This is a genomic window from Pukyongia salina (assembly GCF_002966125.1).
In the GTDB taxonomy this organism is placed as follows: Bacteria; Bacteroidota; Bacteroidia; order Flavobacteriales; family Flavobacteriaceae; genus Pukyongia; species Pukyongia salina.
Map to the genome: position 1 here is coordinate 2,059,634 of NZ_CP027062.1, position 23,239 is coordinate 2,082,872.

Annotated in this window: 23 protein-coding genes; 18 read left to right on the forward strand and 5 right to left on the reverse strand. The window is 42.0% G+C overall.

Features of this window, described 5'->3' with window-relative positions; all coding sequences use genetic code 11:
• Window positions 1–199 precede the first annotated feature (199 nt).
• On the forward strand, window positions 200–814 hold the full coding sequence (locus tag C5O00_RS09350) for a DUF1684 domain-containing protein (RefSeq protein WP_244592964.1): 615 nt from the start codon (window positions 200–202) through the stop codon (window positions 812–814).
• Here C5O00_RS09350 and crcB read toward each other — a convergent pair.
• Together crcB and C5O00_RS09360 are read right to left on the reverse strand one after the other, a co-directional pair.
• Window positions 803–1,177, reverse strand: coding sequence for a fluoride efflux transporter CrcB (gene crcB, locus C5O00_RS09355; RefSeq protein WP_105216609.1), 375 nt, complete (start codon window positions 1,175–1,177; stop codon window positions 803–805). The genes C5O00_RS09350 and crcB overlap by 12 nt on opposite strands.
• Window positions 1,177–2,238 carry an SRPBCC family protein gene (locus C5O00_RS09360; protein ID WP_105217626.1) on the reverse strand — a complete coding sequence of 354 codons (1,062 nt, stop codon included), beginning with the start codon at window positions 2,236–2,238 and terminating at the stop codon, window positions 1,177–1,179. The genes crcB and C5O00_RS09360 overlap by 1 nt, the downstream gene beginning before the upstream one ends.
• Window positions 2,239–2,348: 110 nt before the next feature.
• On the opposite strand from C5O00_RS09360, the gene C5O00_RS09365 reads away from it, so the two are divergent.
• Both C5O00_RS09365 and C5O00_RS09370 read left to right on the forward strand, forming a co-directional pair.
• Window positions 2,349–4,382, forward strand: a complete 2,034-nt coding sequence (locus C5O00_RS09365) for a dipeptidyl-peptidase 3 family protein (protein ID WP_105216610.1) — start codon at window positions 2,349–2,351, stop codon at window positions 4,380–4,382.
• Window positions 4,383–4,486: 104 nt separating this feature from the next.
• The gene (locus tag C5O00_RS09370; protein ID WP_105216611.1) at window positions 4,487–6,238 is read left to right on the forward strand and encodes an FG-GAP-like repeat-containing protein; all 1,752 of its coding nucleotides are present in this window, start codon (window positions 4,487–4,489) and stop codon (window positions 6,236–6,238) included.
• A 7-nt stretch (window positions 6,239–6,245) separates the two neighbouring features.
• On the opposite strand, the gene C5O00_RS09375 is transcribed toward C5O00_RS09370, so the two are convergent.
• Window positions 6,246–6,434, reverse strand: a complete 189-nt coding sequence (locus C5O00_RS09375) for a hypothetical protein (RefSeq protein WP_105216612.1) — start codon at window positions 6,432–6,434, stop codon at window positions 6,246–6,248.
• A gap of 47 nt (window positions 6,435–6,481) precedes the next feature.
• On the opposite strand from C5O00_RS09375, the gene C5O00_RS09380 reads away from it, so the two are divergent.
• The gene (locus tag C5O00_RS09380) at window positions 6,482–6,868 is read left to right on the forward strand and encodes a pyrophosphohydrolase domain-containing protein (RefSeq protein ID WP_105216613.1); all 387 of its coding nucleotides are present in this window, start codon (window positions 6,482–6,484) and stop codon (window positions 6,866–6,868) included.
• 73 nt (window positions 6,869–6,941) lie between these two features.
• Here C5O00_RS09380 and C5O00_RS09385 read toward each other — a convergent pair whose 3' ends face one another.
• On the reverse strand, window positions 6,942–8,012 hold the full coding sequence (locus C5O00_RS09385; RefSeq protein ID WP_105216614.1) for a branched-chain amino acid aminotransferase: 1,071 nt from the start codon (window positions 8,010–8,012) through the stop codon (window positions 6,942–6,944).
• A 109-nt stretch (window positions 8,013–8,121) separates the two neighbouring features.
• On the opposite strand from C5O00_RS09385, the gene C5O00_RS09390 reads away from it, so the two are divergent.
• From C5O00_RS09390 to C5O00_RS09400, 3 genes are all read left to right on the forward strand, one after another.
• The gene (locus C5O00_RS09390) at window positions 8,122–8,649 is read left to right on the forward strand and encodes a DUF4920 domain-containing protein (protein ID WP_105216615.1); all 528 of its coding nucleotides are present in this window, start codon (window positions 8,122–8,124) and stop codon (window positions 8,647–8,649) included.
• A gap of 3 nt (window positions 8,650–8,652) precedes the next feature.
• Window positions 8,653–9,324, forward strand: a complete 672-nt coding sequence (mnmC2, locus tag C5O00_RS09395; RefSeq protein ID WP_105216616.1) for a tRNA (5-methylaminomethyl-2-thiouridine)(34)-methyltransferase MnmC2 — start codon at window positions 8,653–8,655, stop codon at window positions 9,322–9,324.
• A 140-nt stretch (window positions 9,325–9,464) separates the two neighbouring features.
• Window positions 9,465–10,373 carry a TIGR01777 family oxidoreductase gene (locus tag C5O00_RS09400; RefSeq protein ID WP_105216617.1) on the forward strand — a complete coding sequence of 303 codons (909 nt, stop codon included), beginning with the start codon at window positions 9,465–9,467 and terminating at the stop codon, window positions 10,371–10,373.
• Window positions 10,374–10,418: 45 nt separating this feature from the next.
• Here C5O00_RS09400 and C5O00_RS09405 read toward each other — a convergent pair whose 3' ends face one another.
• Complete coding sequence (locus tag C5O00_RS09405) at window positions 10,419–11,084, reverse strand: YceI family protein (RefSeq protein WP_105216618.1); 666 nt, start codon at window positions 11,082–11,084, stop codon at window positions 10,419–10,421.
• Between the two features lie 159 nt (window positions 11,085–11,243).
• On the opposite strand from C5O00_RS09405, the gene C5O00_RS09410 reads away from it, so the two are divergent.
• The 11 genes from C5O00_RS09410 (at window position 11,244) to C5O00_RS09460 (ending at window position 23,052) form a co-directional block, all read left to right on the forward strand.
• A complete protein-coding gene (locus tag C5O00_RS09410) occupies window positions 11,244–11,798 on the forward strand; it encodes a nucleotide exchange factor GrpE (RefSeq protein ID WP_105216619.1) in 555 nt (184 codons plus the stop codon).
• Window positions 11,799–11,883: 85 nt separating this feature from the next.
• On the forward strand, window positions 11,884–13,005 hold the full coding sequence (gene dnaJ, locus C5O00_RS09415; RefSeq protein WP_105216620.1) for a molecular chaperone DnaJ: 1,122 nt from the start codon (window positions 11,884–11,886) through the stop codon (window positions 13,003–13,005).
• 318 nt (window positions 13,006–13,323) lie between these two features.
• Window positions 13,324–14,250 (forward strand): ABC transporter ATP-binding protein, encoded by a 927-nt coding sequence (locus tag C5O00_RS09420; protein WP_105216621.1) that lies wholly within the window; start codon window positions 13,324–13,326, stop codon window positions 14,248–14,250.
• Window positions 14,251–14,260: 10 nt separating this feature from the next.
• Complete coding sequence (locus C5O00_RS09425; RefSeq protein WP_105216622.1) at window positions 14,261–15,568, forward strand: ABC transporter permease; 1,308 nt, start codon at window positions 14,261–14,263, stop codon at window positions 15,566–15,568.
• Window positions 15,569–15,570: 2 nt separating this feature from the next.
• Window positions 15,571–16,476 carry a mechanosensitive ion channel family protein gene (locus C5O00_RS09430; RefSeq protein ID WP_105216623.1) on the forward strand — a complete coding sequence of 302 codons (906 nt, stop codon included), beginning with the start codon at window positions 15,571–15,573 and terminating at the stop codon, window positions 16,474–16,476.
• A gap of 41 nt (window positions 16,477–16,517) precedes the next feature.
• Entirely contained in the window at window positions 16,518–17,390 is an 873-nt protein-coding gene (locus C5O00_RS09435) for a DUF6268 family outer membrane beta-barrel protein (RefSeq protein ID WP_244592965.1), read from the forward strand.
• Between the two features lie 2 nt (window positions 17,391–17,392).
• Window positions 17,393–18,556 (forward strand): sigma-54-dependent transcriptional regulator, encoded by a 1,164-nt coding sequence (locus C5O00_RS09440; RefSeq protein ID WP_105216625.1) that lies wholly within the window; start codon window positions 17,393–17,395, stop codon window positions 18,554–18,556.
• 6 nt (window positions 18,557–18,562) lie between these two features.
• Window positions 18,563–19,441, forward strand: coding sequence for a PPK2 family polyphosphate kinase (locus C5O00_RS09445; protein ID WP_105216626.1), 879 nt, complete (start codon window positions 18,563–18,565; stop codon window positions 19,439–19,441).
• 22 nt (window positions 19,442–19,463) lie between these two features.
• Window positions 19,464–20,897 (forward strand): M20/M25/M40 family metallo-hydrolase, encoded by a 1,434-nt coding sequence (locus C5O00_RS09450; RefSeq protein WP_105216627.1) that lies wholly within the window; start codon window positions 19,464–19,466, stop codon window positions 20,895–20,897.
• 1 nt (window position 20,898) lies between these two features.
• Window positions 20,899–21,609 (forward strand): YqjF family protein, encoded by a 711-nt coding sequence (locus tag C5O00_RS09455; protein ID WP_105216628.1) that lies wholly within the window; start codon window positions 20,899–20,901, stop codon window positions 21,607–21,609.
• A gap of 66 nt (window positions 21,610–21,675) precedes the next feature.
• Complete coding sequence (locus C5O00_RS09460) at window positions 21,676–23,052, forward strand: MATE family efflux transporter (RefSeq protein ID WP_244592966.1); 1,377 nt, start codon at window positions 21,676–21,678, stop codon at window positions 23,050–23,052.
• Window positions 23,053–23,239 lie beyond the last annotated feature (187 nt).

Sequence of the window (23,239 nt, forward strand, 5' to 3'; positions counted from 1 at the left end):
CCCGGCAGCTACCGGGACGTTTTACAATCGAATTATTCTATGTGTTTATAAATCAATGCATACATCGCCGGAAGTCTGTTGATGTGACTTTCTGGTTGGTGGTTTGGATATATGTATTGACCTTCATTTTATTATTTTGTAATTCAAAAGTAGGAATTATTTCTGAAGTCGATTGGTTATCTTTACTGAAATTCATTTTATGAGAACCATTTTCTTGCTTTTTGCATTGATATCTTCCTCCCTTGTGTGGACACAGAGCAAAGGAGAAATTATACGTGAACTTGAGGCGTATCGAGCGGCCGAAAATGAAATGTTCAAGGATCCGGCGCGAACTCCTTTAACCAAAGAAGGACTGGCAACCTTTAAGATGTTGGATTATTACCCCATCGATCTGGGTTACCGGGTAAAAGCTAAAATTGTACGCACTCCCGGAGAGGAGCCGTTTCTTCTTCGTACCAATACAGATCGATTACCGGAATATGTAAAATTTGGGGAAGCGCATTTCAGTCTTTATAACAGGGATCTCGTACTCAATCTTTACAGAAGTACAGAATCTGAAGACGGATCGGGCATGAGTAACACTTTGTTTGTGCCGTTTACAGACCTAACCAGCGGCGATGGATCTTATGGAGGAGGGCGTTATCTTGAGTTCCCCATTCCTGCTGGGGATACTATGATCATCGATTTTAATATGGCCTTCAACCCATACTGCGTGTATAACGAAAATTATTCCTGTCCTATCACTCCCCGCGAGAATGATCTTTTTGTACGTATAGAAGCGGGGATGAAAGACTTCAAGGGATCAGGAAAGTAGACGCCCCAGCCATATTCCCAGGAACACCGCTGCAAACCCCAGTACCAGGCTGCCAAGGGTATATAGGCTAAAGGTGAGCAGATCGCCATTCTTTAGCAGGTTGTAATTTTCGTAAGCGAAAGCCGAATAGGTTGTGAATCCGCCGCATAAACCTGTCACTAGAAATAACACCGAACTTTGAGAAACAGAGCTATTGCGTAAGGCAAGGCCCATAATTAGCCCTATTAATAAACTTCCCAATATATTAACTGTAAAAGTACCCAGGGGAAACGGGGCCCACGAACCGCCTGCCCATTTACCTACACCATATCTAAGGACACTACCCAAACCTCCGCCAAGAAATACTAAAAGAAGGTGTTTCATTAATTTAAGCCGGACATTGAAGGAGTTAAAACAGGTATATAGATCTCGGTAACCCAGTTTGCAGGGTTAGGTTCCATCCCCGGATCGTTGGCGTAAATCTCAAACATATCCCGCGATGGATCGACCGTGATATTATTCGTTTTCAAATATTCCTCGGCCTGGGCATATGCTTGGGATAGATTTTCGTATTTACCTTTAAGGGTAGTTTTTAAGGCATTAACCGGTTCCATATAATTGCATAATACAGGACTACCTTTAGGTGTGATCACGCGGGCCGCTACCGGAATGGCTGCTGAAAAGATCACTGTGCCATTTTGTTCATCTATCTCGTGGTAGATGGTAAATGGCATCCCGGCCATACTTAGATTATTCTGTGTCATATAATCGTGCAACTGCCCCATCATCGGTCCTATCTTTTCACCTATTTCCGAAAGCTTGGAGGAAGTTGTGTTGTACATATAGAATCCCCCTCCATATCGGGTAAGTCCATCAACTGTGACGGTGTATGCGTTCATCGACTTACCAACTTCCTCTTCCAGGTTATCGAGGCCTTTGCCATACATCTGCCGGAGAACAGTTTCGAAATCTTCAGACTGAAAAGACATAAAGACTTTCTCCAAAAAACTGTGTTCCCCTTTCATACCCCAGGTGACTTTGGTCTTACCGGCTTCTTCCGCAGGTTCGAAACGCCAGTAAATATCACTTTCCGAATCTCCAAGTGGTGTGTTGAAGATGATCTTCTGGTCGATCTCTTTGTTAGGGATCACTTTAACGGTTTGCATAGTTCCGTCTCCCATGACGGCACTTGTCCATGAATACGAGGCACCCTCACCTTCCGTCTTTTCGGCATAATTGTAGACTATGTTCGCATCTTCTTCCGCCCAGGGCCCCCAACTTTCCCAGTTCTTGAAATCCTTCACATTATTGTAAATAACTTCTGCGGGAGCATCGAATACTTTGGTGTTAGCAACATCGAAGGTGCCGTCTTTTGTCCCGAAGTAAATGCCACCTGCAACAATCACAATGAGCAGTAGAAATAGTATGTATTTTAAGATTTTCATAAGGGTGAGGAGTTGATAGTTTATGCTAAGATAATCAATTTTATACGTGCCTAAAATCTTTAAAAGCATGAAATGATTTGCTACATTTGTGGAAATTTAAAATCAATACTATGAAGAGTACGTTTTTTATAGCGATGGCTATGAGCGGATTATTGCTCATTTCGTGCGGGGATGATAAGAATAATGAACAACAAAACCCCGATGTCGCAGAAGTTGTCGCTGATAACTTCGATTACCAGGTCGACCAATTTGCCGACCTGAAAGTATTACGTTACCAGATCCCGGGTTGGGACGATCTATCCTTGGATGAGCAAAAGCTTGTTTACTATCTAACACAGGCAGGTCTTGCCGGTCGTGATATTATGTGGGCGCAGAATTATCGACATAACCTTACCATTAGAAAAGCCCTGGAAAATATCTATACTTCCTATAACGGTGATAAGAATAGTGAAGATTGGAAGAACTTCGAGATCTATCTGAAAAGAGTTTGGTTCTCTAACGGGATACATCATCACTACAGTACTGCTAAAATAAAGCCCGATTTCTCGGCAGATTATCTTCGTAGTTTACTAACGGCTACTGGAACAACCTTGGAAGGTGAAGCTTTCGATGTGATCTTCAATGATAAGGATGCGAAAAAAGTAAATCTTTCTAAAGATGCTGATATAGTGTTGGAAAGTGCCATTAACTTTTATGGGCCCGATGTTACCAATGCCGATGTAGAGCGATTCTACGGTGCTATTGAGGTAGATAGTGAAGAACCTATCGAAGTTGGATTAAATACTAAATTGGTGAAGGAAAATGGAGTTTTGGTAGAAAAAGTTTATAAGAGTGGTGGTCTATATGGAGAAGCTATCGATAAGATCATTTACTGGCTTGAAAAAGCAAAAGGGGTGGCCGAAGATGAAAAGCAGGCCACAGCACTAGGCCTTCTTATCGACTACTATAAAACCGGAGATCTGGAAACCTGGGATGACTATTCGGTGGCCTGGGTGAATTCCACCGAAGGAGATATAGACTGGATCAATGGGTTTATTGAGGTGTATAACGATCCCAAAGGATATAAAGGCTCTTATGAGACCATCGTTGAGATAAAAGATTTCGACATGTCCAAAAAGATGGCCGTCTTATCTAAAGAAGCACAATGGTTCGAGGATAACTCACCACTCATGCCCGAGCACAAGAAGAAAGAAGTTAAAGGAGTATCGTACAAGACCGTGATCGTTGCTGGAGAAGCGGGTGACGCGTCACCTAGTACTCCTATTGGAGTAAATCTTCCTAATAACAACTGGATTCGCCAGAAACACGGAAGTAAATCTGTTTCACTTGGAAACATAATCAACGCCTACAATAATGCCGGCGGAAGTGGTCGACTTGAGGAATTTGCGCATGATGAGGAAGAGATCGAACTTGAAAAGAAATACGGTCAATTGGCCGATAAACTTCACACGGCACTTCACGAAGTGGTTGGACATGCATCGGGACAGATCAATCCGGGAGTTGGAACTCCCAAGGAAACCCTGAAAAGTTATAAATCGACTATTGAAGAAGGACGTGCAGATCTTTTTGGTCTTTATTATTTAATGGATCCGAAATTACAGGAACTTGGCCTTGTTGAAGATTGGGAAGCAACTGGTAAAGCTGCTTACGACGGGTATATTCGTAACGGACTATTAACGCAATTAATTCGTCTTGAACTTGGTGATGATGTGGAGGAATCTCATATGCGTAACAGGCAGTGGGTTAGTGCCTGGGCCTTCGAAAAAGGTCAGGTAGACGGTGTGATCGAGAAAGTTACTCGTGATGGAAAAACCTACTACGATATTAAGGATTACAATAAATTAAGAGAGATCTTCGGGATGCTATTGAAAGAAACTCAGCGTATAACTTCTGAAGGAGATTACGAGGCTGCCAAAGCCCTGGTTGAGGACTACGGTGTAAAAGTAGATCCTGTTATACACAAAGAAGTGCTGGATAGAAACAGCAAGTTCAAATCTGCTCCCTATAGTGGATTTGTAAATCCTGTTATCGTTCCAAGTACCAATGACGCAGGTGAGATTACTGGTTTTATGATCAAACAACCGGATACTTTCGAGGAGCAAATGCTTAACTATTCGAAGGAATACGGATATTTATCGAACTAAAGAATCTACCACATATTGATAGAAAAAGCCCCGCAATCGCGGGGCTTTTATTTTGTAATAAATGCTTATCTTTTCCATCGCAAACTATTACCAACCTAAATGTCATGAAGATTTTAATACCCTCTGTTTTACAAGTAGTTCTATTGTTTAATTTCGCCTTAATTTATGGCCAGGCGCAATTTGAAAATCAAGCCGAGTCTCTTGGAGCGGGGATCGCTTATGGAAATATACAGCTTGGAGCGGGAGTCTCATTTTTCGATTACAATAACGACGGTCTTGACGATATCACTATACCCGCCTCAAATTCCCGAAATTTCACCTTCCTGAAGAATATGGGCGGTACTTTTCAGGAGGAAAACCTGGGAATCGACAGCAACGGTTTTCAATCGAGGCAAGCGATGTGGGTGGATTTTGATAATGACGGTGATAACGACTTTTTCGCAACCAGTGACCAGGATTGGTCCCGTTTGTACCAAAACAACGGTGACGGTACCTTTACAGACATTACACTGGCTGCAGGCCTTCCCACTGTGATCTACGATACCTACGGAGCTGCATGGGGAGATTTTAATAACGACCGGCATTTGGATGTTTTTTACTCAATTCGGGATGAGAACCAGATCATACCCAATATCCTATACCAGAATAACGGAGATGGTACCTTTACCAATGTGACAATAGCAGCTGGGTTGGAAACCACAGGATATTTGTCCTTTTGTGCTTCTTTTTTCGATATGGATAAGGATGGCGATCAGGACCTGTATGTAGCTAATGATAAGTACGACTCTCCCAACTTGATGTATAGAAATAATGGAGATGGAACCTTTACCAATGTGAGTGCATCCTCAGGGACAGGGATAGAGATTGATGCTATGAGTACAACTATTGGCGATTACAACAATGATGGGTGGTTGGACATCTATGTGACCAATACCGAATTTACACCCCCTCCTCCCGGTGTAAACGGTAACGTACTGTTCAGAAATAATGCAGATGGAACCTTCACCAATGTGGCTGCTTCAACCGGCACGATCTTTAACAGTGTAGGCTGGGGGGCGGTCTTCCTCGATGGCGATAACGAAGGATTTACCGATCTCTATGTGAGTGGTGAATTTGAGGTTGATCCTGTATATCTTCCTTCCGCCTACTATGAGAACCAGGGCGATCACACCTTTGTCATCCCTACGGGTATTGGTTTCGAGAATGATACACGACAAAGTTATGGTAATGCGATAGGGGATATCGACAATGATGGCTACCCAGACATTGTTGTGATGAACAACAACGATCAAAACATATTCCTGTGGAAGAATACTAGTATTCAAAACCATAACTGGCTTAAAGTTAAATTGGAGGGCACACAAGGTAACCGGATGGGCATCGGTTCCTTTATTGAAGTGGGAACCACTCATGGAACCCAACTTCAATTCACGGTTTGTGGAGAAGGGTATCTAGGTCAGAATAGTGCATACGAATTCTTCGGCTTGAACGATGCCACCAACGTGGATTTCGTGAGAGTTACCTGGCCAAGTGGTATCGTGGATTATTTTGAGGATCTCAACGTTAATCAGCATATCACGATAATAGAAGGAACTGGGATTTTATCTTCGGATAGTGCGAGTTTCGCGGTCTTTTCTATGTATCCGAACCCAGCCAGCGAATTGGTTTTTTTAAATTTTCCTTCGGAGGCAGAACGGCAATTAGTAGTATTGGACGTAACGGGTAAGGTGGTCATTTCAGAAGAAATATTTGGAAATACCCATCAAATGGACCTGTCTGTAATATCAGGTGGAGTATATATTGTTGAGGTTCGATTTAACGGAAATGTGCACAGAAAGAAACTGATAAAGCACTAGATCGCCACTATTGCTTCAGTAACCATTTTGCCATTAACAACAGGCCTACGAAAACCAGGAAACCTACCAGGATCCAGATAGTTCCTTTGTAATGCCGACGGTGTAATTTTTTATCTCTACGATAGGCAATAACCACAATGGTTACAAACACAATTACAAAGCAAATAGAGAAGATCAACTGTCCGGTAGTGAACATAAATTTGTAGTTTTACGACTTCAAAAATACAACCTTAAACCCACTTTATGAAAAACAAAATTGCTGCGGTACACGAATTTCATTCGGCATTCGGACTCGGAATAAAAAACGAACCTACGGCCAACCTCGGAGAGGCAAAAAACCTGTTGCGATACAAACTAATGAGGGAAGAAAATGAAGAGTACCTCGAAGCAGCCAATAAAGATGATCTGGTTGAAGTAGCCGATGCGCTCGGGGATATGTTATACATTCTTTGCGGTACTATAATCGAACACGGGATGCAGGAAAAGATCGAAGAAGTTTTCAATGAAATACAACGAAGTAATATGAGTAAGTTGGGAGCCGATGGTAAACCTATTTATCGTGAGGACGGGAAAGTACTGAAAGGGCCCAATTATTTTAAACCCGATATTGAGAACATTCTCTCCAAATAACAGATATCAAGTTTCCTTTACCCCTAATAAAGACACTTAATGTTTTGAAAGTTTGTGCTGCCGCACTTGTAGATTACAGCACCCGGTATCTCCAGCCAAATGGATCTTCAGATCGGTTGTATTGAATATCCATTAACTTAGATTTGAACATGGTGGCGTAGCTTTCTTCCAGCACAGGTAGATCGAAGATCTTCTCTCCATGGCCAAAGGTGCTTATAGGACTAATTACCGCGGCGGTTCCCGCTCCAAATATTTCCATCAGAGTACCATTTTTATGTGCTTCTTTGATCTCACTAACCTTTACTCTTCTTACTTCGGTAGGAATATTGAGAGTTTCAGCTAGTTTTAAAACACTCTTTCGGGTAACTCCATCCAGAATGCGGTCACTTGTTGGAGCCGTTATCAGGGTATCGTTTATTCGGAAGAAAATATTCATGGTACCGGCTTCCTCCAGGAATTCATGACTATGAGAATCTGTCCAGATCACCTGTTGAAAACCTTTTTCCCTGGCAAGGTTTGTAGGATAGAATTGCGCTCCGTAATTCCCTGCAGCTTTGGCAAATCCAACTCCACCATCGGCCGCCCGACTGTAGTGCTCAGAGAAGACCACTTTCACATCTCCGGTATAATACGCCTGGGCAGGAGATAATAAGATCATAAACTTATATTCGGTGGAAGGAGAAGCAGAAACTCCAGCTTGGGTGGCAATTACAAATGGTCTTATATACAAGGAATTTCCTATACCGGGTTTGATCCATTCTGAGTCCAGTTGCAGAATTTCGTTTAGAGCGTCAAAGAACAGCTCTTTAGGAAATTCCGGGATTGCCATCCGTTTAGCCGATTTGTTAATGCGTTTAAAGTTTTGTTCAGGCCTGAAAAGAAAGATACCCCCATTGTCGTCTTTATAGGCTTTCATACCCTCAAACACGGCCTGACCGTAATGAAATACCTTGGCAGCTGGCGAAATAGTGAGCGGACCAAAAGGTTGAATTATGGGATCCTGCCAGCGACCCTCCTTGAAATCGCAAGAGAACATATGGTCTGAAAAAACACTCCCAAATTGCAATGAATTGAAATTAACTTCATTAATTCTTGAGGAGGGAATTTTGCGCACCGTTATCTTGGAGGGAGTGGTTATATTCATCGTGGGGTGGTTTAAAGGGTAAAATTAGGCAAAAAATTGCCTATAAAAAACGTAAAATATTCATAAAATTGCAGTATATTATTAGCTATACTAAATTTAAACTACTACTATGAAAAAATTATCATTATTGGCCTTTGCACTTGTTGTTTTAGTGGCCTGTAATTCTGATAAAAAGAAAGAAGAATCTGTTGTTGAGACCGAAACTCAGGAAATTGCATACCAGTCTTTTGGTGAAAAAATTACTGCGGAAAATGTAATATCTCGCGATGATCTTATCGAAAAATACAAAAACCTCAAACCCGGGGATTCTGTACTTGTTAAGTTTACTTCTGAAGTAAAAGAAGTGTGCCAGAATAAAGGGTGCTGGATGAAAATGGATATGGGCGAAGACCAGGCCATGGTCCGCTTTAAAGATTATGGATTCTTTATGCCGAAGGATCTTGCAGGAACAGAGGTTATAGTTGAAGGTTATGCGTTTGTAGACGAAATGAGTGTGGATGATCAACGCCACTATGCAGAGGATGCAGGTAAATCGCCCGAGGAAATTGCTGCCATTACCGAACCAAAAAGAACACTTTCCTTTACTTCCAGTGGTGTTCTAATTCCGCAAACAGAACCTGCCGTAGAGAAACAATAAATTTTGAAACGTGAATTCCTTATTACGGGAGATGGTTCGTTAACGATCCATCTCCCTGAATGGAATGAACAATACCATTCTAAACACGGTGCCCTGGCAGAAGCACAGCATGTGTTTATAGAAAGTGGTCTGCACCATTTCATTGGTAAGGAAAATCCCAAAACCGTCTCCATCCTTGAAATTGGTTTTGGTACTGGCCTCAATGCGTTTCTTACCTTACTTTTTTGTTCAGATAGGAACATTGATATCACGTACACGGGCGTTGAAGCCTACCCGGTGATGGCGGATGAGATCGAAAAGCTCAATTACGCCCAATTAACAGAGGTATCTGCAACCTTATTTAAAGATCTTCATAATACTCCCTGGGAGGTACCTGCGGAAATAACCAACTCGTTTCAGCTTACAAAACAAAAGAAATTCTTTTCGGAAATAAATAACGAAGAGGAATTCGATATCATCTATTTCGATGCTTTTGGCCCAAGGGTACAACCCGATCTCTGGACCGAAGAGATCTTCAGTAAAATGTACAGTGCCCTAAAGCCCGGAGGTGTGTTGGTAACGTATTCGGCTAAAGGAAGTGTTAGGCGAGCGATGCAGGCCATGGGTTTTACTGTTGAACGCCTTCCCGGCCCACCCGGCAAAAGAGAGATGCTAAGAGGTAGCAAAATTCCATAGCACCTAGATCATACTGGAAGATACAGCTATAATTTATTATGATCTTAATCTGAAATTGTACACCCACGGGCACTACCTCCTAAACTTGCGTTAAACACTTGGAGTTCCGTGCTATTTGAATTAATTTCGATAAAAATTTTATGAAAGTTTTAATCACGGGAGCCACTGGTTTGATAGGATCTCGTTTAGCAAAAGCCTGTCTGGAAAAGGGCTATGAAGTAAACTATCTCACCACAAGCAAAGAAAAGGTTGATTCTGAAAACGGATCTCAAGGATTTTATTGGAATCCTAAAAAAGGAGAGCTTGATGCTGAAGCACTTACTGATGTTTCGGTGATTTTTCATCTGGCCGGGGCCAGCATTTCAAAACGTTGGACACAGTCTTACCGAAAGACTATAATCGAAAGCAGGACTAATACTGCAGACCTCTTATACAAGGCACTTCAGAATAAAACCCATACCGTAGAACACTTTATCTCGGCCAGTGGCATAGGAATTTACCCGGCTTCTTATACTAATTTGTATACAGAAGACAGCAACGAACAAAACCCGGCTTTTCTGGGAGAGGTAGTTCGTGTATGGGAGAAGGCCGCAGATCAATTCGAATCGCTGGGAATTTCTGTAACTAAAGTACGTACCGGTTTGGTACTGGCGAAGGACGGAGGAGCTTTACCGGAGATCGCTCGTCCCATAAAGATGTGGGTTGGTGCTCCTCTTGGATCGGGAAAGCAATGGCAATCCTGGATCCATATAGAGGACATGATAAGGATCTATATGTTTATTATGGAAGAGCATCTGGAAGGTACTTTTAATGCAGTAGCCCCTAATCCGGTGACCAATGCACGGCTTACCAAAACCATAGCTAATATTCTTCAAAAACCACTATGGTTACCCAATATCCCGTCATGGGTGTTAAGACTAATCCTGGGAGATATGTCTAAGCTTATTCTTGAAGGGCAACTGGTAAGTTCAGAAAAGATTGAAAAACATGGTTTTACCTTTTATTATACCAAGCTGGAGAATACTCTTCAGGATCTTTTAAAAAAATAATGGGCGGCCCTTGGGCCGCCCATTTAATTTTAGATTTTAATCCGCTTACCTTTTAGCCTTCACATCGATAGTGATCTCCATTTCGTCTGAAATGAATTTATCTCCAATATCGGTAAAGATGGTTTTGGAGCCGAAATTCACACCCCATAAGGTTCGGTCCAGTACAAACGGTTCACTTTTTATGTTCACATTTTCGGCATCTACGGTTACCGTTGCAGGAAATTCTATATTATTGGTTTTGTCCTTAATGGTTAGGTTACCGCTAATCAAAGTCTTTCCTTCTTTTTCGGTCATTCCGGTCAATTCGAAAGTTGAAACAGGATATTTTGTTACATTAAAGAAGTCTACCTCTTTTCCTTCAACAGTTCCTTTCAGGTGATTTTCCAGATTGGTTTTCATCTTTCCTTCCAGGTCAAGATCGGTAATAGTATGCATATCGATAGTAAAGTTCCCACTTTCTATCTTATTATCTTTAACTGCAACCTGTCCCTCTTTCAGAGAAATGGTACCGTGATGGGTCTTTAAAGGTTTTGAACCTTTCCAAAGGATCTGGGATGCGTCTGTATCTACCGTATAGGTCACAGCAGCTGCAGATGTTTGTGCCACTTCTTTAACTTCGGAAGTGGTAGCATCGGCCCCCTTATCCTTGCACGATATTAATCCGGTAGCGATAAATGCTACCATTGCGGTATTTAAAAGCAACTTTTTCATAGTAATTTCAGGTTTAATGGTTTAGGTGGTAAAAGTATTCAAGAAGTCGATATTAAGGTCTTAAACTTTTATTAAAATAAAGTGGTGACATTTTGGCATTATAGCAGAATTGGCAATACTTTTGCTACCCCAAGAATACATTGAAAATTTAGATTTTAGATGAGCAGAAAAAATAAAAAAGATACGGCTGTGGCCGAAGAAGAATTGAATCTCGAACAGCAGGAGACTTCAGAAAAGAAAAAAGGAAAACAGGATAAGAAAGTTGATGAGGTAGAACGTCTTAACGCTGAATTGCAAACGGAGAAGGACCGGTACTTACGGTTATTCGCCGAATTTGAGAATTACAAGAAACGTACAGGCCGCGAACGGATAGAATTGTTTAAAACCGCGAGTCAGGATGTAATGGTATCCCTGTTACCGGTTATAGATGATTTCGACCGTGCGTTGAAGGAGATCGAAAAATCTGAAGATGACAACCTATACAAAGGTGTTGAATTAATAAGCAATAAACTTAGAGAAACCCTAAGATCGAAAGGCCTGGAGCCGGTTGGCACCAAAGAAGGAGATACATTCGATCCCGAGATACACGAAGCTGTCACTCAGATTCCTGCTCCTTCAGATGACATGAAGGGTAAGATAATCGATGTAATAGAAAAGGGGTATACCCTTGGGGATAAGATCATTCGATTTCCAAAGGTTGTGATCGGACAATAATACTGTGATGCCCATCTTTGTTGAGAACGATGTGTGAGAAGCGAGGGCGTACGGATTAAACACCTAGAATAATTAAACAGAAAAGATGAAAGAGGACTTCTACGATATACTTGGCATTTCAAAGAATGCAACTGCGGCTGAAATAAAAAAAGCCTACAGGAAAAAGGCGATCGAGTACCATCCCGATAAAAATCCGGGAGATGCCAAGGCAGAGGAGATGTTTAAAAAGGCTGCTGAAGCCTATGAAGTATTGAGCGATCCTGATAAAAAAGCTAGATACGACCAGTACGGCCACCAGGCATTTGAAGGCGGTGGTTTTGGTGGTGGAGGTATGAATATGGAAGATATCTTCAGCCAATTTGGGGATATCTTCGGAAGTGCTTTTGGAGGCGGTGGCTTCGGAGGTGGATTTAGCGGTTTTGGCGGCGGTCAGCGTCGGGTTAAAGGAAGTAATCTTCGGATCAGAGTAAAATTAACTCTGGAAGAGATAGCGAATGGGGTGGATAAGAAGATCAAGGTAAAACGTAAAAAGGTAGCCCAGGGTACAACCTACAAAACCTGTACTACCTGTAACGGACAAGGCCAGGTAACCAGGATACAGAACACCATCCTGGGTAGAATGCAAACTGCGACTACCTGCTCCACCTGTGGGGGAACCGGACAAATAATTGACAAAAAGCCAGTAAATGCCGATGCCCAGGGAATGCTGTTAACCGAAGAGACTGTATCTATAAAGATCCCTGCCGGGGTAGTAGACGGGATGCAATTGAAAGTATCTGGCAAAGGAAATGAAGCGCCAGGCGGCAATGGGATCCCGGGAGATTTATTGGTAGCCATCGAGGAACAACCACATCCTACCTTACAGCGTGAGGGGGATAATTTACATTACGATCTGTACATTAGTTTTTCGGAAGCGGTTTTAGGAACTTCAAAGGAAATAGATACCGTAACCGGGAAGGTGCGAATAAAGATCGAACCTGGGACTCAAAGTGGAAAGATCCTTAGATTACGCAAAAAGGGCGTACCAAGTATCAATAGTTATGGGACCGGGGATCTCCTGGTGCATGTAAACGTCTGGACTCCCAAATCATTAAGTAAGGAACAAAAGGATTTCTTCGAAAGTATGAGAACTGATGATCATTTTCAGCCTAAACCGGAGAAAGAAGACAAGTCGTTCTTCGAAAAGGTGAAAGATATGTTTTCATAAGATTATCAGCCAAATTAAATAATTTTATATATATTTGATTTGTCACTAATCTTTTAGTGATAATTTTTCTTTTTCATAGCAATTTTTTTCCCACCCTTTAAGTAATTTGAGGGTGGGTTTTGCATTTTTAAGCCATAACTGTTTACAATCGTTTTTAACAGGTAAACAGGCCGATTTTATATTAATACCGATAATTACAGGGTAAACGATCCCAATATGTGTAACGTTTTATATTCCTGGTGTACAAACTTTAATATTGCTGTTAATGGGAGTTTCAACCGTGGCAATACTATATCTTTACAATCACAAAAATAATCTATGGACAATCTTTTAGTCGCGGAAAATGTTTCGAAATCTTTTGGGGAATTCAAAGCATTGAACGATGTTTCCATCGCTGTTCCAAGAGGTAGTGTTTTTGGGCTACTAGGCCCTAACGGAGCAGGCAAAACCACACTAATTCGTATAATAAATCAGATCACCATGCCCGATACCGGGACGGTGTTACTTGATGGACACCCTCTGAAGGCGGACGACATCCGTCATATTGGCTACTTGCCCGAGGAACGAGGGCTTTACAAGTCTATGAAGGTAGGAGAACAGGCGCTCTATCTGTCTCAGTTAAAAGGTCTGTCGAGACCCGAAGCACGAAAGAGATTGAAATACTGGTTTGAGCGTCTGGAGATAGGAGACTGGTGGAATAAAAAGATACAGGAATTGTCTAAAGGGATGGCACAGAAAATCCAGTTTGTGGTTACCGTCTTGCACGAACCCAAATTGCTCATCTTTGATGAACCCTTTAGTGGATTCGACCCCATCAATGCAAACCTTATAAAAGACGAGATTCTACGACTTAGGGACGCCGGGGCAACGGTGATTTTCTCTACCCACCGTATGGAATCGGTAGAGGAAATGTGCGATCATATTGCCCTTCTCAATCATTCTGAAAAGATATTAGATGGGAAGCTAATTGATATTAAACGTGAATATCGTGCCAACACCTACGAAATTGGCCTAATTACTCAGGACCATACCACGACCGAGAAATTAATTCGTGAACATTTCGAACTCATTCCTGCAAATTTCAAGACCATTAACGAGGAATTTCAGTGTAAAGTGAAGATCCCTGAAAACACCTCGGCAAACGAATTGGTGAATTTTTTAACCACTAAAGGCCAGCTCACCCATTTTGTTGAAGTGGTTCCCTCAGCAAACGATATTTTTATTCAAACGGTTCAAAACAACTAAACATCACAGCATGAATCATCTTTCATTAATAATAAAACGGGAATATCTTACCAAGGTAAAGAACAGGGCATTTATAATCATGACCTTCTTAAGTCCGCTGATCATGGTGGGTATCTTTAGCCTTGTTGCCTATTTATCATCCATTAACAATGATAATGTACGGAATATCTCGGTTTTGGATGAGAGTGGACTTTTTATATCCGAATTTGAAAGTAGTGATAATTTAAAATATACGTTTGTGACAGGCGAGAACCTGCCGGCGGCGAAAAAAACCGTGGAAGAATCCGGAGATTACGGCCTGTTGTATATTCCGAAAGTAAATTCTCTGGACGAGTTAGCAGAACAAATCACCTTTTATTCGGAAGACTCACCTTCTATTACCGTTCTGGATAATATAGAAAATACAATTGAGGACAAGGTGAACACCATCAAATTAAAGGAGGCAGGAATGGATCCTAAAGAAATAGAAGCGTTACAAATTCGCATCGATACTAAATTGGAGACCTTCGGAGGAGAGCAAACCTCCGAATTAAGCACCTGGTTAAAGTTAGGATTTGGAGGTATGTCCGGATACCTGCTGTTTATGTTCATTATCATATACGGGAATATGATCATGCGGAGTGTTATCGAAGAGAAAACCAGCCGGATCATTGAAGTGATCATCTCGTCTGTGAAGCCTGTAAAACTACTTTTGGGTAAGATAATAGGGACTTCTCTGGCGGGAGTAACTCAGTTCCTTGCCTGGGTAATTCTCATTGGGATCTTCGCTACGGTCTTATCTTCTATTTTCGGGATCGATCCCGCAGCTGCCCAGCAACAACAGGCACTGGAACAGGCGCAGGCATTAACCGGGAACGAAAATATGTTACAGGAATTCATGACCGAATTTTTTAAACTACCATTGCTTAACCTGGTAATTATGTTCGTCCTCTTCTTTATAGGGGGCTACCTGCTGTATGCATCACTTTATGCGGCCATAGGCGCGGCGGTGGATAGCGAAACAGACACACAACAATTCTTATTACCCATACTAATGCCTCTCATCCTTGCTGTATATGTAGGTTTCTTTACGGTGTTCGATAATCCGCATGGGACTGTTTCACAGGTTTTCTCCTTTATCCCATTCACCTCTCCGGTGGTTATGTTAATGCGAATTCCATTTGGTGTGCCATTGTGGCAACAAATCCTTTCTGTCGTAATTTTATTTGCTACATTTATAGGCACTGTTTGGTTCGCCGCCAAGATCTATCGCGTTGGTATCCTCATGTATGGAAAAAAGGCGAGTTATAAAGAACTAATCAAGTGGCTTAAATATTAAGGATGTTTCAGGAAGAAAACGTAACAGATACCATAGAGGAAGTTGTCACTGAAGACATTTGGGGTTCGATCAAAGAATTTCTCGAATTGGGAATTCGATTCGGTGAAGGAGATAAGGAGATCAACATCACGGTTGGACTGCTCTTACTCATTACCGTCTCGTTTTTTGTAGCAAGTTTTGTCCTTGGGTTAATTCGTAAACTCTTCACCCGAAGAATGAGTGAAACCGATACACTGAAATTCATCAGTGTGTTCAAGTTCATCAAATATGTAGTTTATATAATTGTTGTTTTTGCGGTATTAAGCCTGGCTGGGATTAACATCACACCGTTCCTGGCGGCATCTGCAGCATTACTGGTTGGACTTGGTCTCGCACTACAGGAACTCTTCCAGGATGTGATAGCCGGTATCTTTATTATCATAGATAAGTCTCTGCTTGTGGGTGATATCATAGAGGTGGAAGGTAAGGTAGGGAGAGTGATCGACATCAAGTTGAGAACTACCCGAACTATCACCCGTGATGATAAGATCATTATTATTCCGAACCATAAATTTATTAGTGATTCCATAATAAATTATACTCAAAATCATAAAACTACCCGAGAAAGCGTTCAAGTAGGTGTGGCCTATGGAAGTGACACAAGGTTGGTAGAAAAGCTTATGTTACAATGTGTGGATACTCAAAAAGGAGTTTTAAAAAAACCCAAACCTTTTGTGCTGTTCGAGGATTTTGGAGATTCGGCATTAATTTTTAGATTGTGTTTCTTTATTAGTGATAGTTTTATCGACCCCTATATAAAGAGTGAACTTAGGTATAAGATCGATGAAGCATTCCGAACCAACGGTATCACGATTCCGTTCCCACAACGCGACGTACATATTTATCCAACCCAACCAACCGAAAAGTAAAGTTTTATATTATTAAGCAGTTTTCAATTATATGTATAGGATTGGTATGGGCAATATTTGGCCTGTGTACCCTTTCTGCCCAGACAACAGATCTGGCCCGACTTGAATACACGCTTATCCCGCAGGCGAATTCGGACAATAGTATAAATCGCTTCCGGGGTTTTGTAAATTTTCCTATTCCTTTAGAATGGGATGGGAGCTACCTGGTCCCGGGTTTGGAGTACCGGAATGTGGATCTTGATATCGAGGATCCCGTTCCATTCGATATTAAGAATGTTCAGAAATTTCAAATGTTTCGCCTCTCGATGGGATATACCTTTAAAATGAGTAAGGCATGGCGCGTGGGTATGAAAGTAGGAGTAGAGATCGCCTCTAATTTTGAACAGAGAACAGCTAAAGGGTCGGATCTAAGGTTCACTGGAGCAGGATATGTAATAAATGACAGAACTGCCGATTCAATTGCGAAAAAAGACAGGCTAATTATAGGGCTGCAATACAGTACTAATGCCGGAAGGCCTTTTCCAATTCCAGTTGTAAATTACTACAAGGAATTTCATCCAAATTGGTCCTACACCCTGGGGGTGCCAAAAATGAACCTTAAGCGCACTCTAACCGATAAGCAAACGGTTCAGGCCTTTATTACCATTGATGGTTTTTTCTCAAATTTACAGAACGATCTTCCTATTAATAACGGAACTGATATACCAGGGATGGCCGATAATATTTCGATGACGGTCGTACTTGGAGGCCTGGGATACGAATACTTTTTTAGTAGGCATTTATTATTCTATTTTTATGGAGGTTATACCGGGTTTAATGAAATAAGATTGCGCAAAAGTAACAGGGAAACACTATATAAGATCAACGAGGAAAATACTTTCTATATTAGAAGTGGAATTAAATTCAAATTGTAACAATGTCGAAAATTTTAATTATTGAAGATGAGGCGGCTATCCGCAGGGTACTGGTAAAGATACTTTCTGAAGAAAGCGACACCTATCAGGTTATCGAATCGGAAGATGGACTTGAAGGGATTGAGCTTATAAAAAAGGAGGATTTCGATCTCATTCTTTGTGATATTAAAATGCCAAAAATGGACGGAGTTGAAGTGCTGGAAGCGGTCAAGAAGATCAAGCCCGAAATCCCCATTGTGATGATCTCTGGTCATGGAGATCTGGATACGGCTGTGAATACAATGCGACTTGGAGCATTCGATTATATATCAAAACCTCCCGACCTCAACAGGCTACTTAATACAGTACGCATCGCCCTGGACAGGAAGGAACTCGTGGTTGAAAATAAACGACTTAAGAAAAAAGTAAGTAAGAACTACGAAATGATAGGCGAATCTCCGGCCATTGTTCAGATAAAAGAAATGATCGAAAAGGTGGCCCCTACTGAAGCAAGGGTTCTTATAACTGGCCCCAATGGTACGGGAAAGGAACTGGTTGCTCACTGGTTGCACCAGAAAAGCGAACGTGCCGGAGGGCCCTTAATAGAAGTGAACTGTGCCGCTATTCCCAGCGAACTGATAGAAAGTGAGTTGTTTGGCCATGTGAAAGGCGCTTTTACTTCGGCAAACAAGGACAGAGCCGGGAAATTTGAAGCGGCCAACGGCGGGACAATCTTTCTCGATGAAGTTGGTGATATGAGTTTATCCGCCCAGGCAAAAGTACTGAGAGCCTTACAGGAAAATAAGGTGCAAAGGGTAGGAAGCGATAAAGATATCAAGGTGGACGTACGTGTTATTGCCGCAACCAATAAAGACCTGATGAAAGAGATCGCCGAAGGAAATTTTCGTGAAGACCTTTACCATAGGTTGGCGGTGATCCTTATCAATGTTCCTTCTCTTAACGATAGGCGGGAAGATATTCCGTTACTCGTGGATTATTTTACCCAAAAGATCGCCGATGAACACGGTACCGCCCAAAAGGTATTTACCGAAAAAGCCCTGAAAAAGTTAAAGGAATACGATTGGACGGGAAATATTAGAGAATTACGAAATGTGGTGGAAAGACTTATCATCTTAGGAAACGCCGAAGTGAGCGAAGAGGATGTAAAGCTCTTTGCCTCAAAATAAAAATTTATGGATAACATTAAGAGTGAAGACTATAAGATCAGTTCGAAGGTTAGGATAAAGGACCTGAATACCTTCGAGGATTTCGATAGTGATAAGCAAACGCTATCCAGTGCCCTGAGGGAAACAAGGAAAAAGCTTGGGAAACTTCAGGATACCTTGTACGCACATGGAAAATACGCTGTATTGGTTTGTCTTCAGGGAATGGATACGGCTGGTAAAGATAGCCTTATTAGGGAAGTCTTCAAGGATTTTAATGCAAGGGGAGTTGTGGTACACAGCTTTAAAGTCCCTACTGAAATTGAGAGAAAGCACGACTATATTTGGCGTCACTATATCGCCTTACCGGCCCGTGGCAAATTTGGAGTTTTCAACAGAACACATTACGAAAATGTTCTGGTTACCCGAGTACATCCCGAATATATCCTTGGGGAATATCTTCCCAATGTAAATAGCACAGATGATATTGATAAAGAATTTTGGGATCGCAGGTTCGAACAGATCAATAACTTCGAAAATACTATTGCGGAGAATGGCACGCTCATTTTTAAGTTTTTTCTGAACCTATCTAAGGAAGAACAAAAAAACAGATTAATACGAAGACTCAACAAACCCGAAAAGAACTGGAAATTTTCACCCGGCGATTTAGACGAACGTGAGCTTTGGGACCAGTATATGCAATGTTATGAAGACATTCTGAACAGGTCATCTAAACCTCACGCGCCATGGTTTGCTATTCCGGCAGATAATAAACCGGCTGCAAGATTGATAGTGGCATCCATATTGCTGCAGGAGATCTCAAAGTATAAAGACATCAAGGAGCCGGTACTCGACCCTGAGATCAGTGCGAAGATCTCGGAGTACAAAGAGCGGCTTCAGAACGAATAAAAATTGCCCTAATTAAGAATTTATGAAATACTCAAAATTGCATCTATCAATCGCAGTTACTTGCCTCGCGCTACTCTGTTCTTTTGCGAACATCTACGCGCAGCAAGTTAATAAGGAAGATTCGTTAACGATCAGGAAAATATATGATAAGGCCTTACTCAATGGAAAGAGCTATGATTGGCTGGATTACCTATCGAATAATATTGGTGGCAGACTGTCGGGATCGTTGGAAGCCGAAAAGGCTGTTCGTTATACCGAAGCCGAGTTAAAGAAATTAGGCCTGGATAAAGTATGGCTGCAACCCGTAATGGTTCCTAAATGGACTCGTGGAGTAAAGGAGTACGCCTATATAGAAACCGCGCCGGGAATTACATCCACTACTAATATTTGTGCCCTTGGTGGCTCTGTACCAACCCCGAGTGGAGGATTAAAGGCTCACGTGGTAGAAGTTCAAAACTTCGAAGATCTTGCCCAATTGGGCCGGGAGGCTATCGAAGGCAAGATCGTTTTTTATAACAGACCCATGCAGGCTAATCTAATTAGAACCTTCGAAGCCTACGGTGGTTGTGTGAATCAGCGATATGCAGGTGCTATGGAAGCTGCAAAATACGGGGCCGTGGGAGTGGTAGTTCGATCCATGAATTTGCGAAACGATGACTTTCCACACACAGGATCTATGAGTTATGGCGATACCCCCGCCGATCTTCGTATACCAGCCTGTGCCATAAGTACCAACGGAGCCGATTACCTAAGCAGTGCATTGAAACTTAAACCGGATCTCAAGTTTTATTTTAAACAGTCCTGCAAAACCTATCCCGACGTACAATCCTATAACGTGATAGGTGAGATCACCGGTACAACGTATCCCAATCGTTATATGATCGTTGGAGGCCACCTGGATTCCTGGGACCTTGGAGACGGGTCGCACGACGATGGGGCCGGCTGTGTTCAATCCATGGAAGTGCTAAGACTTTTCAAAGAAATTGGGTACAAACCTAAACACAGTATTAGGGTGGTTCTCTTCATGAACGAAGAAAATGGTTTGAGAGGAGGTAGAAAATATGCCGAAGAAGCTCGCCTGAAGAACGAACAGCACGTATTTGCCCTGGAAAGTGATGCAGGTGGTTTTACACCACGGGGCTTTTCGTTCGATACCGATAAGGAAAACTTTGCACAGATCGAGAGTTGGAAAAATTTATTCGAACCCTATCTCATTCACTCCTTTACAATGGGAGGGAGTGGAGCCGATATTGGGCCGCTTAAGGACGGTAGTATAGTACTGGCAGGTCTAAGGCCGGACTCCCAACGATACTTCGATTATCACCATGCCGAGAACGATACCTTCGATGCCGTAAATAAACGAGAACTGGAGCTAGGAGCTGCTACTATGGCCAGCCTGGTGTACCTTATGGATAAATACGGTACCAGAAATGAATTAAAGGAGATCAAAAAGTGATATGAGCTTTTTAACGGCAGAATGGAGAAAATTACTTCTCGTTAATTATGAGATAGAGCCCCATCTGCTAAAGCCGTATTTGCCTTATAAAACCGAGCTCGACACCTGGAATGGGATTCACTATGTAAGTCTGGTAGGCTTCATGTTTCTAAATACCAAAGTGTTCGGACTTAAATTTCCCTTTCATATCAATTTTGAAGAAATAAACATTAGATTCTACGTGCGGCATCACGACGGAAAGAATTGGAGAAGAGGAGTGGTTTTTATCAAAGAATTGGTGCCTAAACCTATTATTTCCTTTATTGCCAACACCGTGTATAACGAACATTACGCTACCCGAAAAATGTATCATTCCTGGATGGAGGATGCAGATTCGCTTAACATCGAATATGGATTCTTAGAGAAGGGTAAAAATCATTCCATGCAGGTGAACGCATCAAAAACGGCCACTGAGATCCCACCAAATTCGGAAACCGAATTCATCACCGAACATTATTGGGGATATAGCTCCATCTCCGGGAAAAAGACCACCCAGTACGAGGTTACTCACCCCAGATGGTTGGCCTACGAGGTAAAGGATTATAAGGTAGATATGGATTTTGGCCAGGTTTACGGCGATAGATTCATAATTTTAAATGGGCTTGAACCCAGATCTGTAATGCTTGCCGAAGGTTCTTCCATCACGGTAGAATCTAAGACTATCCTGAAATAAAAAGCCCGCACGAATCTTGTTCGATAATAAACGGCTTCCTTACCTTTGCCGAAAATCCCGGCTACCTTGCTTAAGCAATATACCAAAGAATTTAAATATAATTATCGGCTAGCTACTCCGGTTATACTGGGGATGCTGGGTCATACGGTAGTCGCCCTCGTAGACAATATCATGGTAGGGCAGTTGGGTACTGCCGAACTTGCTGCTGTGTCGTTAGGAAATAGTTTCCTGTTCATCGCCATGTCACTGGGTATTGGTTTCTCAACTGCTATTACACCTTTGGTGGCCGAAGCCGACGGAGAGAATAATTTTGAAGCGGGGAAATCTTCGTTCAAACATGGGTTATTTCTATGTACCATCCTTGGTATAGCCCTGTTCCTCATGGTCTTCATCGCCAAGCCTTTAATGTATCATATGCGGCAACCCGAAGAGGTAGTAATTCTCGCTATGCCGTATCTCAATCTGGTGGCGGTTTCTCTCGTACCACTTATTGTGTTTCAGGCATTTAAACAGTTTAGTGACGGTTTATCAATGACCCGTTACCCAATGTATGCAACGATCCTGGCAAACATTGTCAATATAGTGCTGAACTATATTTTTATCTTCGGAAAGTTGGGAATGCCCCAACTTGGGGTGGTAGGTGCCGCCATTGGTACCCTTGCATCAAGGGTTATCATGGTAGCGTATTTGTGGTATTTACTATCGCAACACCATAAATCTCGTCCCTTTGTACTGCATATCAAGCTATTTCAACTTTCAAAAAGAATGTTGAAAAAGATTATGAGTCTTGGCTTTCCTTCTGCTTTGCAGATGTTTTTCGAAGTGGCCATTTTCACCGCTGCTATATGGCTGTCGGGGATTTTAGGGAAAAACCCTCAGGCAGCAAACCAGATCGCCCTTAACCTCTCTTCTATGACCTTTATGGTAGCTATGGGCTTTAGTGTGGCTGCGATGATCCGTGTGGGAAATCAGAAAGGATTAAAGCGCTTCCGTGAGCTCAGGCGCATCGCCTTTTCCATTTTTCTATTGTCTACCATGCTCGCCGTTATCTTTGCTATCCTGTTCGTTGTCTTTAAAGACGCGTTGCCTAAACTATACCTGGATTTTGATAACAAAGCCGAATTTGCCGATAATTTCCAGGTTGCCACCATCGCGGCGAAACTCTTACTGATCTCGGCCGTGTTTCAAATTTCCGATACCCTGCAGGTGGTCGTTCTCGGTGCATTAAGAGGTATGCAGGATGTAAAGATCCCAACTCTCATCACCTTTGTGGCCTACTGGCTTATAGGTTTCCCAATTTCGTACTATCTCAGTATGATTAGCGATTATGGCAGCGCCGGAATTTGGATCGGCTTGCTTGCCGGCCTAACGGCTAGTGGTTTAATGCTTTTTATCCGCTTTAATTATCTATCTAAGCGACTCATAGAAGCAAATACAGAATAACTCGAGATAGTAACTTCGGCCATTTATAAATTACGACCGCTATTTCATAAATGCCGACTCCTAACCCTTTGATTCTGATATACAATATGTTAGATTAGAGAAATAATCAATCAATCCTTACAGTCTCTTAAGTGCTGTGAGGGCTAACCACACAAATATTAGCAAAGCGATCTTAGTTGAAAAGTTA

Bases quoted from the DNA above. Each gene is read 5' to 3' on its own strand.
- crcB (WP_105216609.1), bottom strand. From the start codon at position 1,177: ATGAAACACCTTCTTTTAGTATTTCTTGGCGGAGGTTTGGGTAGTGTC.
- C5O00_RS09410 (WP_105216619.1), top strand. From the start codon at position 11,244: ATGAGCAGAAAAAATAAAAAAGATACGGCTGTGGCCGAAGAAGAATTG.
- C5O00_RS09385 (WP_105216614.1), bottom strand. From the start codon at position 8,012: ATGAATATAACCACTCCCTCCAAGATAACGGTGCGCAAAATTCCCTCC.
- C5O00_RS09365 (WP_105216610.1), top strand. From the start codon at position 2,349: ATGAAGAGTACGTTTTTTATAGCGATGGCTATGAGCGGATTATTGCTC.
- C5O00_RS09455 (WP_105216628.1), top strand. From the start codon at position 20,899: ATGAGCTTTTTAACGGCAGAATGGAGAAAATTACTTCTCGTTAATTAT.
- C5O00_RS09445 (WP_105216626.1), top strand. From the start codon at position 18,563: ATGGATAACATTAAGAGTGAAGACTATAAGATCAGTTCGAAGGTTAGG.
- C5O00_RS09375 (WP_105216612.1), bottom strand. From the start codon at position 6,434: ATGTTCACTACCGGACAGTTGATCTTCTCTATTTGCTTTGTAATTGTG.
- C5O00_RS09390 (WP_105216615.1), top strand. From the start codon at position 8,122: ATGAAAAAATTATCATTATTGGCCTTTGCACTTGTTGTTTTAGTGGCC.
- C5O00_RS09380 (WP_105216613.1), top strand. From the start codon at position 6,482: ATGAAAAACAAAATTGCTGCGGTACACGAATTTCATTCGGCATTCGGA.
- C5O00_RS09430 (WP_105216623.1), top strand. From the start codon at position 15,571: ATGTTTCAGGAAGAAAACGTAACAGATACCATAGAGGAAGTTGTCACT.
- C5O00_RS09360 (WP_105217626.1), bottom strand. From the start codon at position 2,238: ATGAAAATCTTAAAATACATACTATTTCTACTGCTCATTGTGATTGTT.
- C5O00_RS09450 (WP_105216627.1), top strand. From the start codon at position 19,464: ATGAAATACTCAAAATTGCATCTATCAATCGCAGTTACTTGCCTCGCG.
- C5O00_RS09425 (WP_105216622.1), top strand. From the start codon at position 14,261: ATGAATCATCTTTCATTAATAATAAAACGGGAATATCTTACCAAGGTA.
- dnaJ (WP_105216620.1), top strand. From the start codon at position 11,884: ATGAAAGAGGACTTCTACGATATACTTGGCATTTCAAAGAATGCAACT.
- C5O00_RS09370 (WP_105216611.1), top strand. From the start codon at position 4,487: ATGAAGATTTTAATACCCTCTGTTTTACAAGTAGTTCTATTGTTTAAT.
- C5O00_RS09420 (WP_105216621.1), top strand. From the start codon at position 13,324: ATGGACAATCTTTTAGTCGCGGAAAATGTTTCGAAATCTTTTGGGGAA.
- C5O00_RS09440 (WP_105216625.1), top strand. From the start codon at position 17,393: ATGTCGAAAATTTTAATTATTGAAGATGAGGCGGCTATCCGCAGGGTA.
- C5O00_RS09350 (WP_244592964.1), top strand. From the start codon at position 200: ATGAGAACCATTTTCTTGCTTTTTGCATTGATATCTTCCTCCCTTGTG.
- C5O00_RS09400 (WP_105216617.1), top strand. From the start codon at position 9,465: ATGAAAGTTTTAATCACGGGAGCCACTGGTTTGATAGGATCTCGTTTA.
- C5O00_RS09405 (WP_105216618.1), bottom strand. From the start codon at position 11,084: ATGAAAAAGTTGCTTTTAAATACCGCAATGGTAGCATTTATCGCTACC.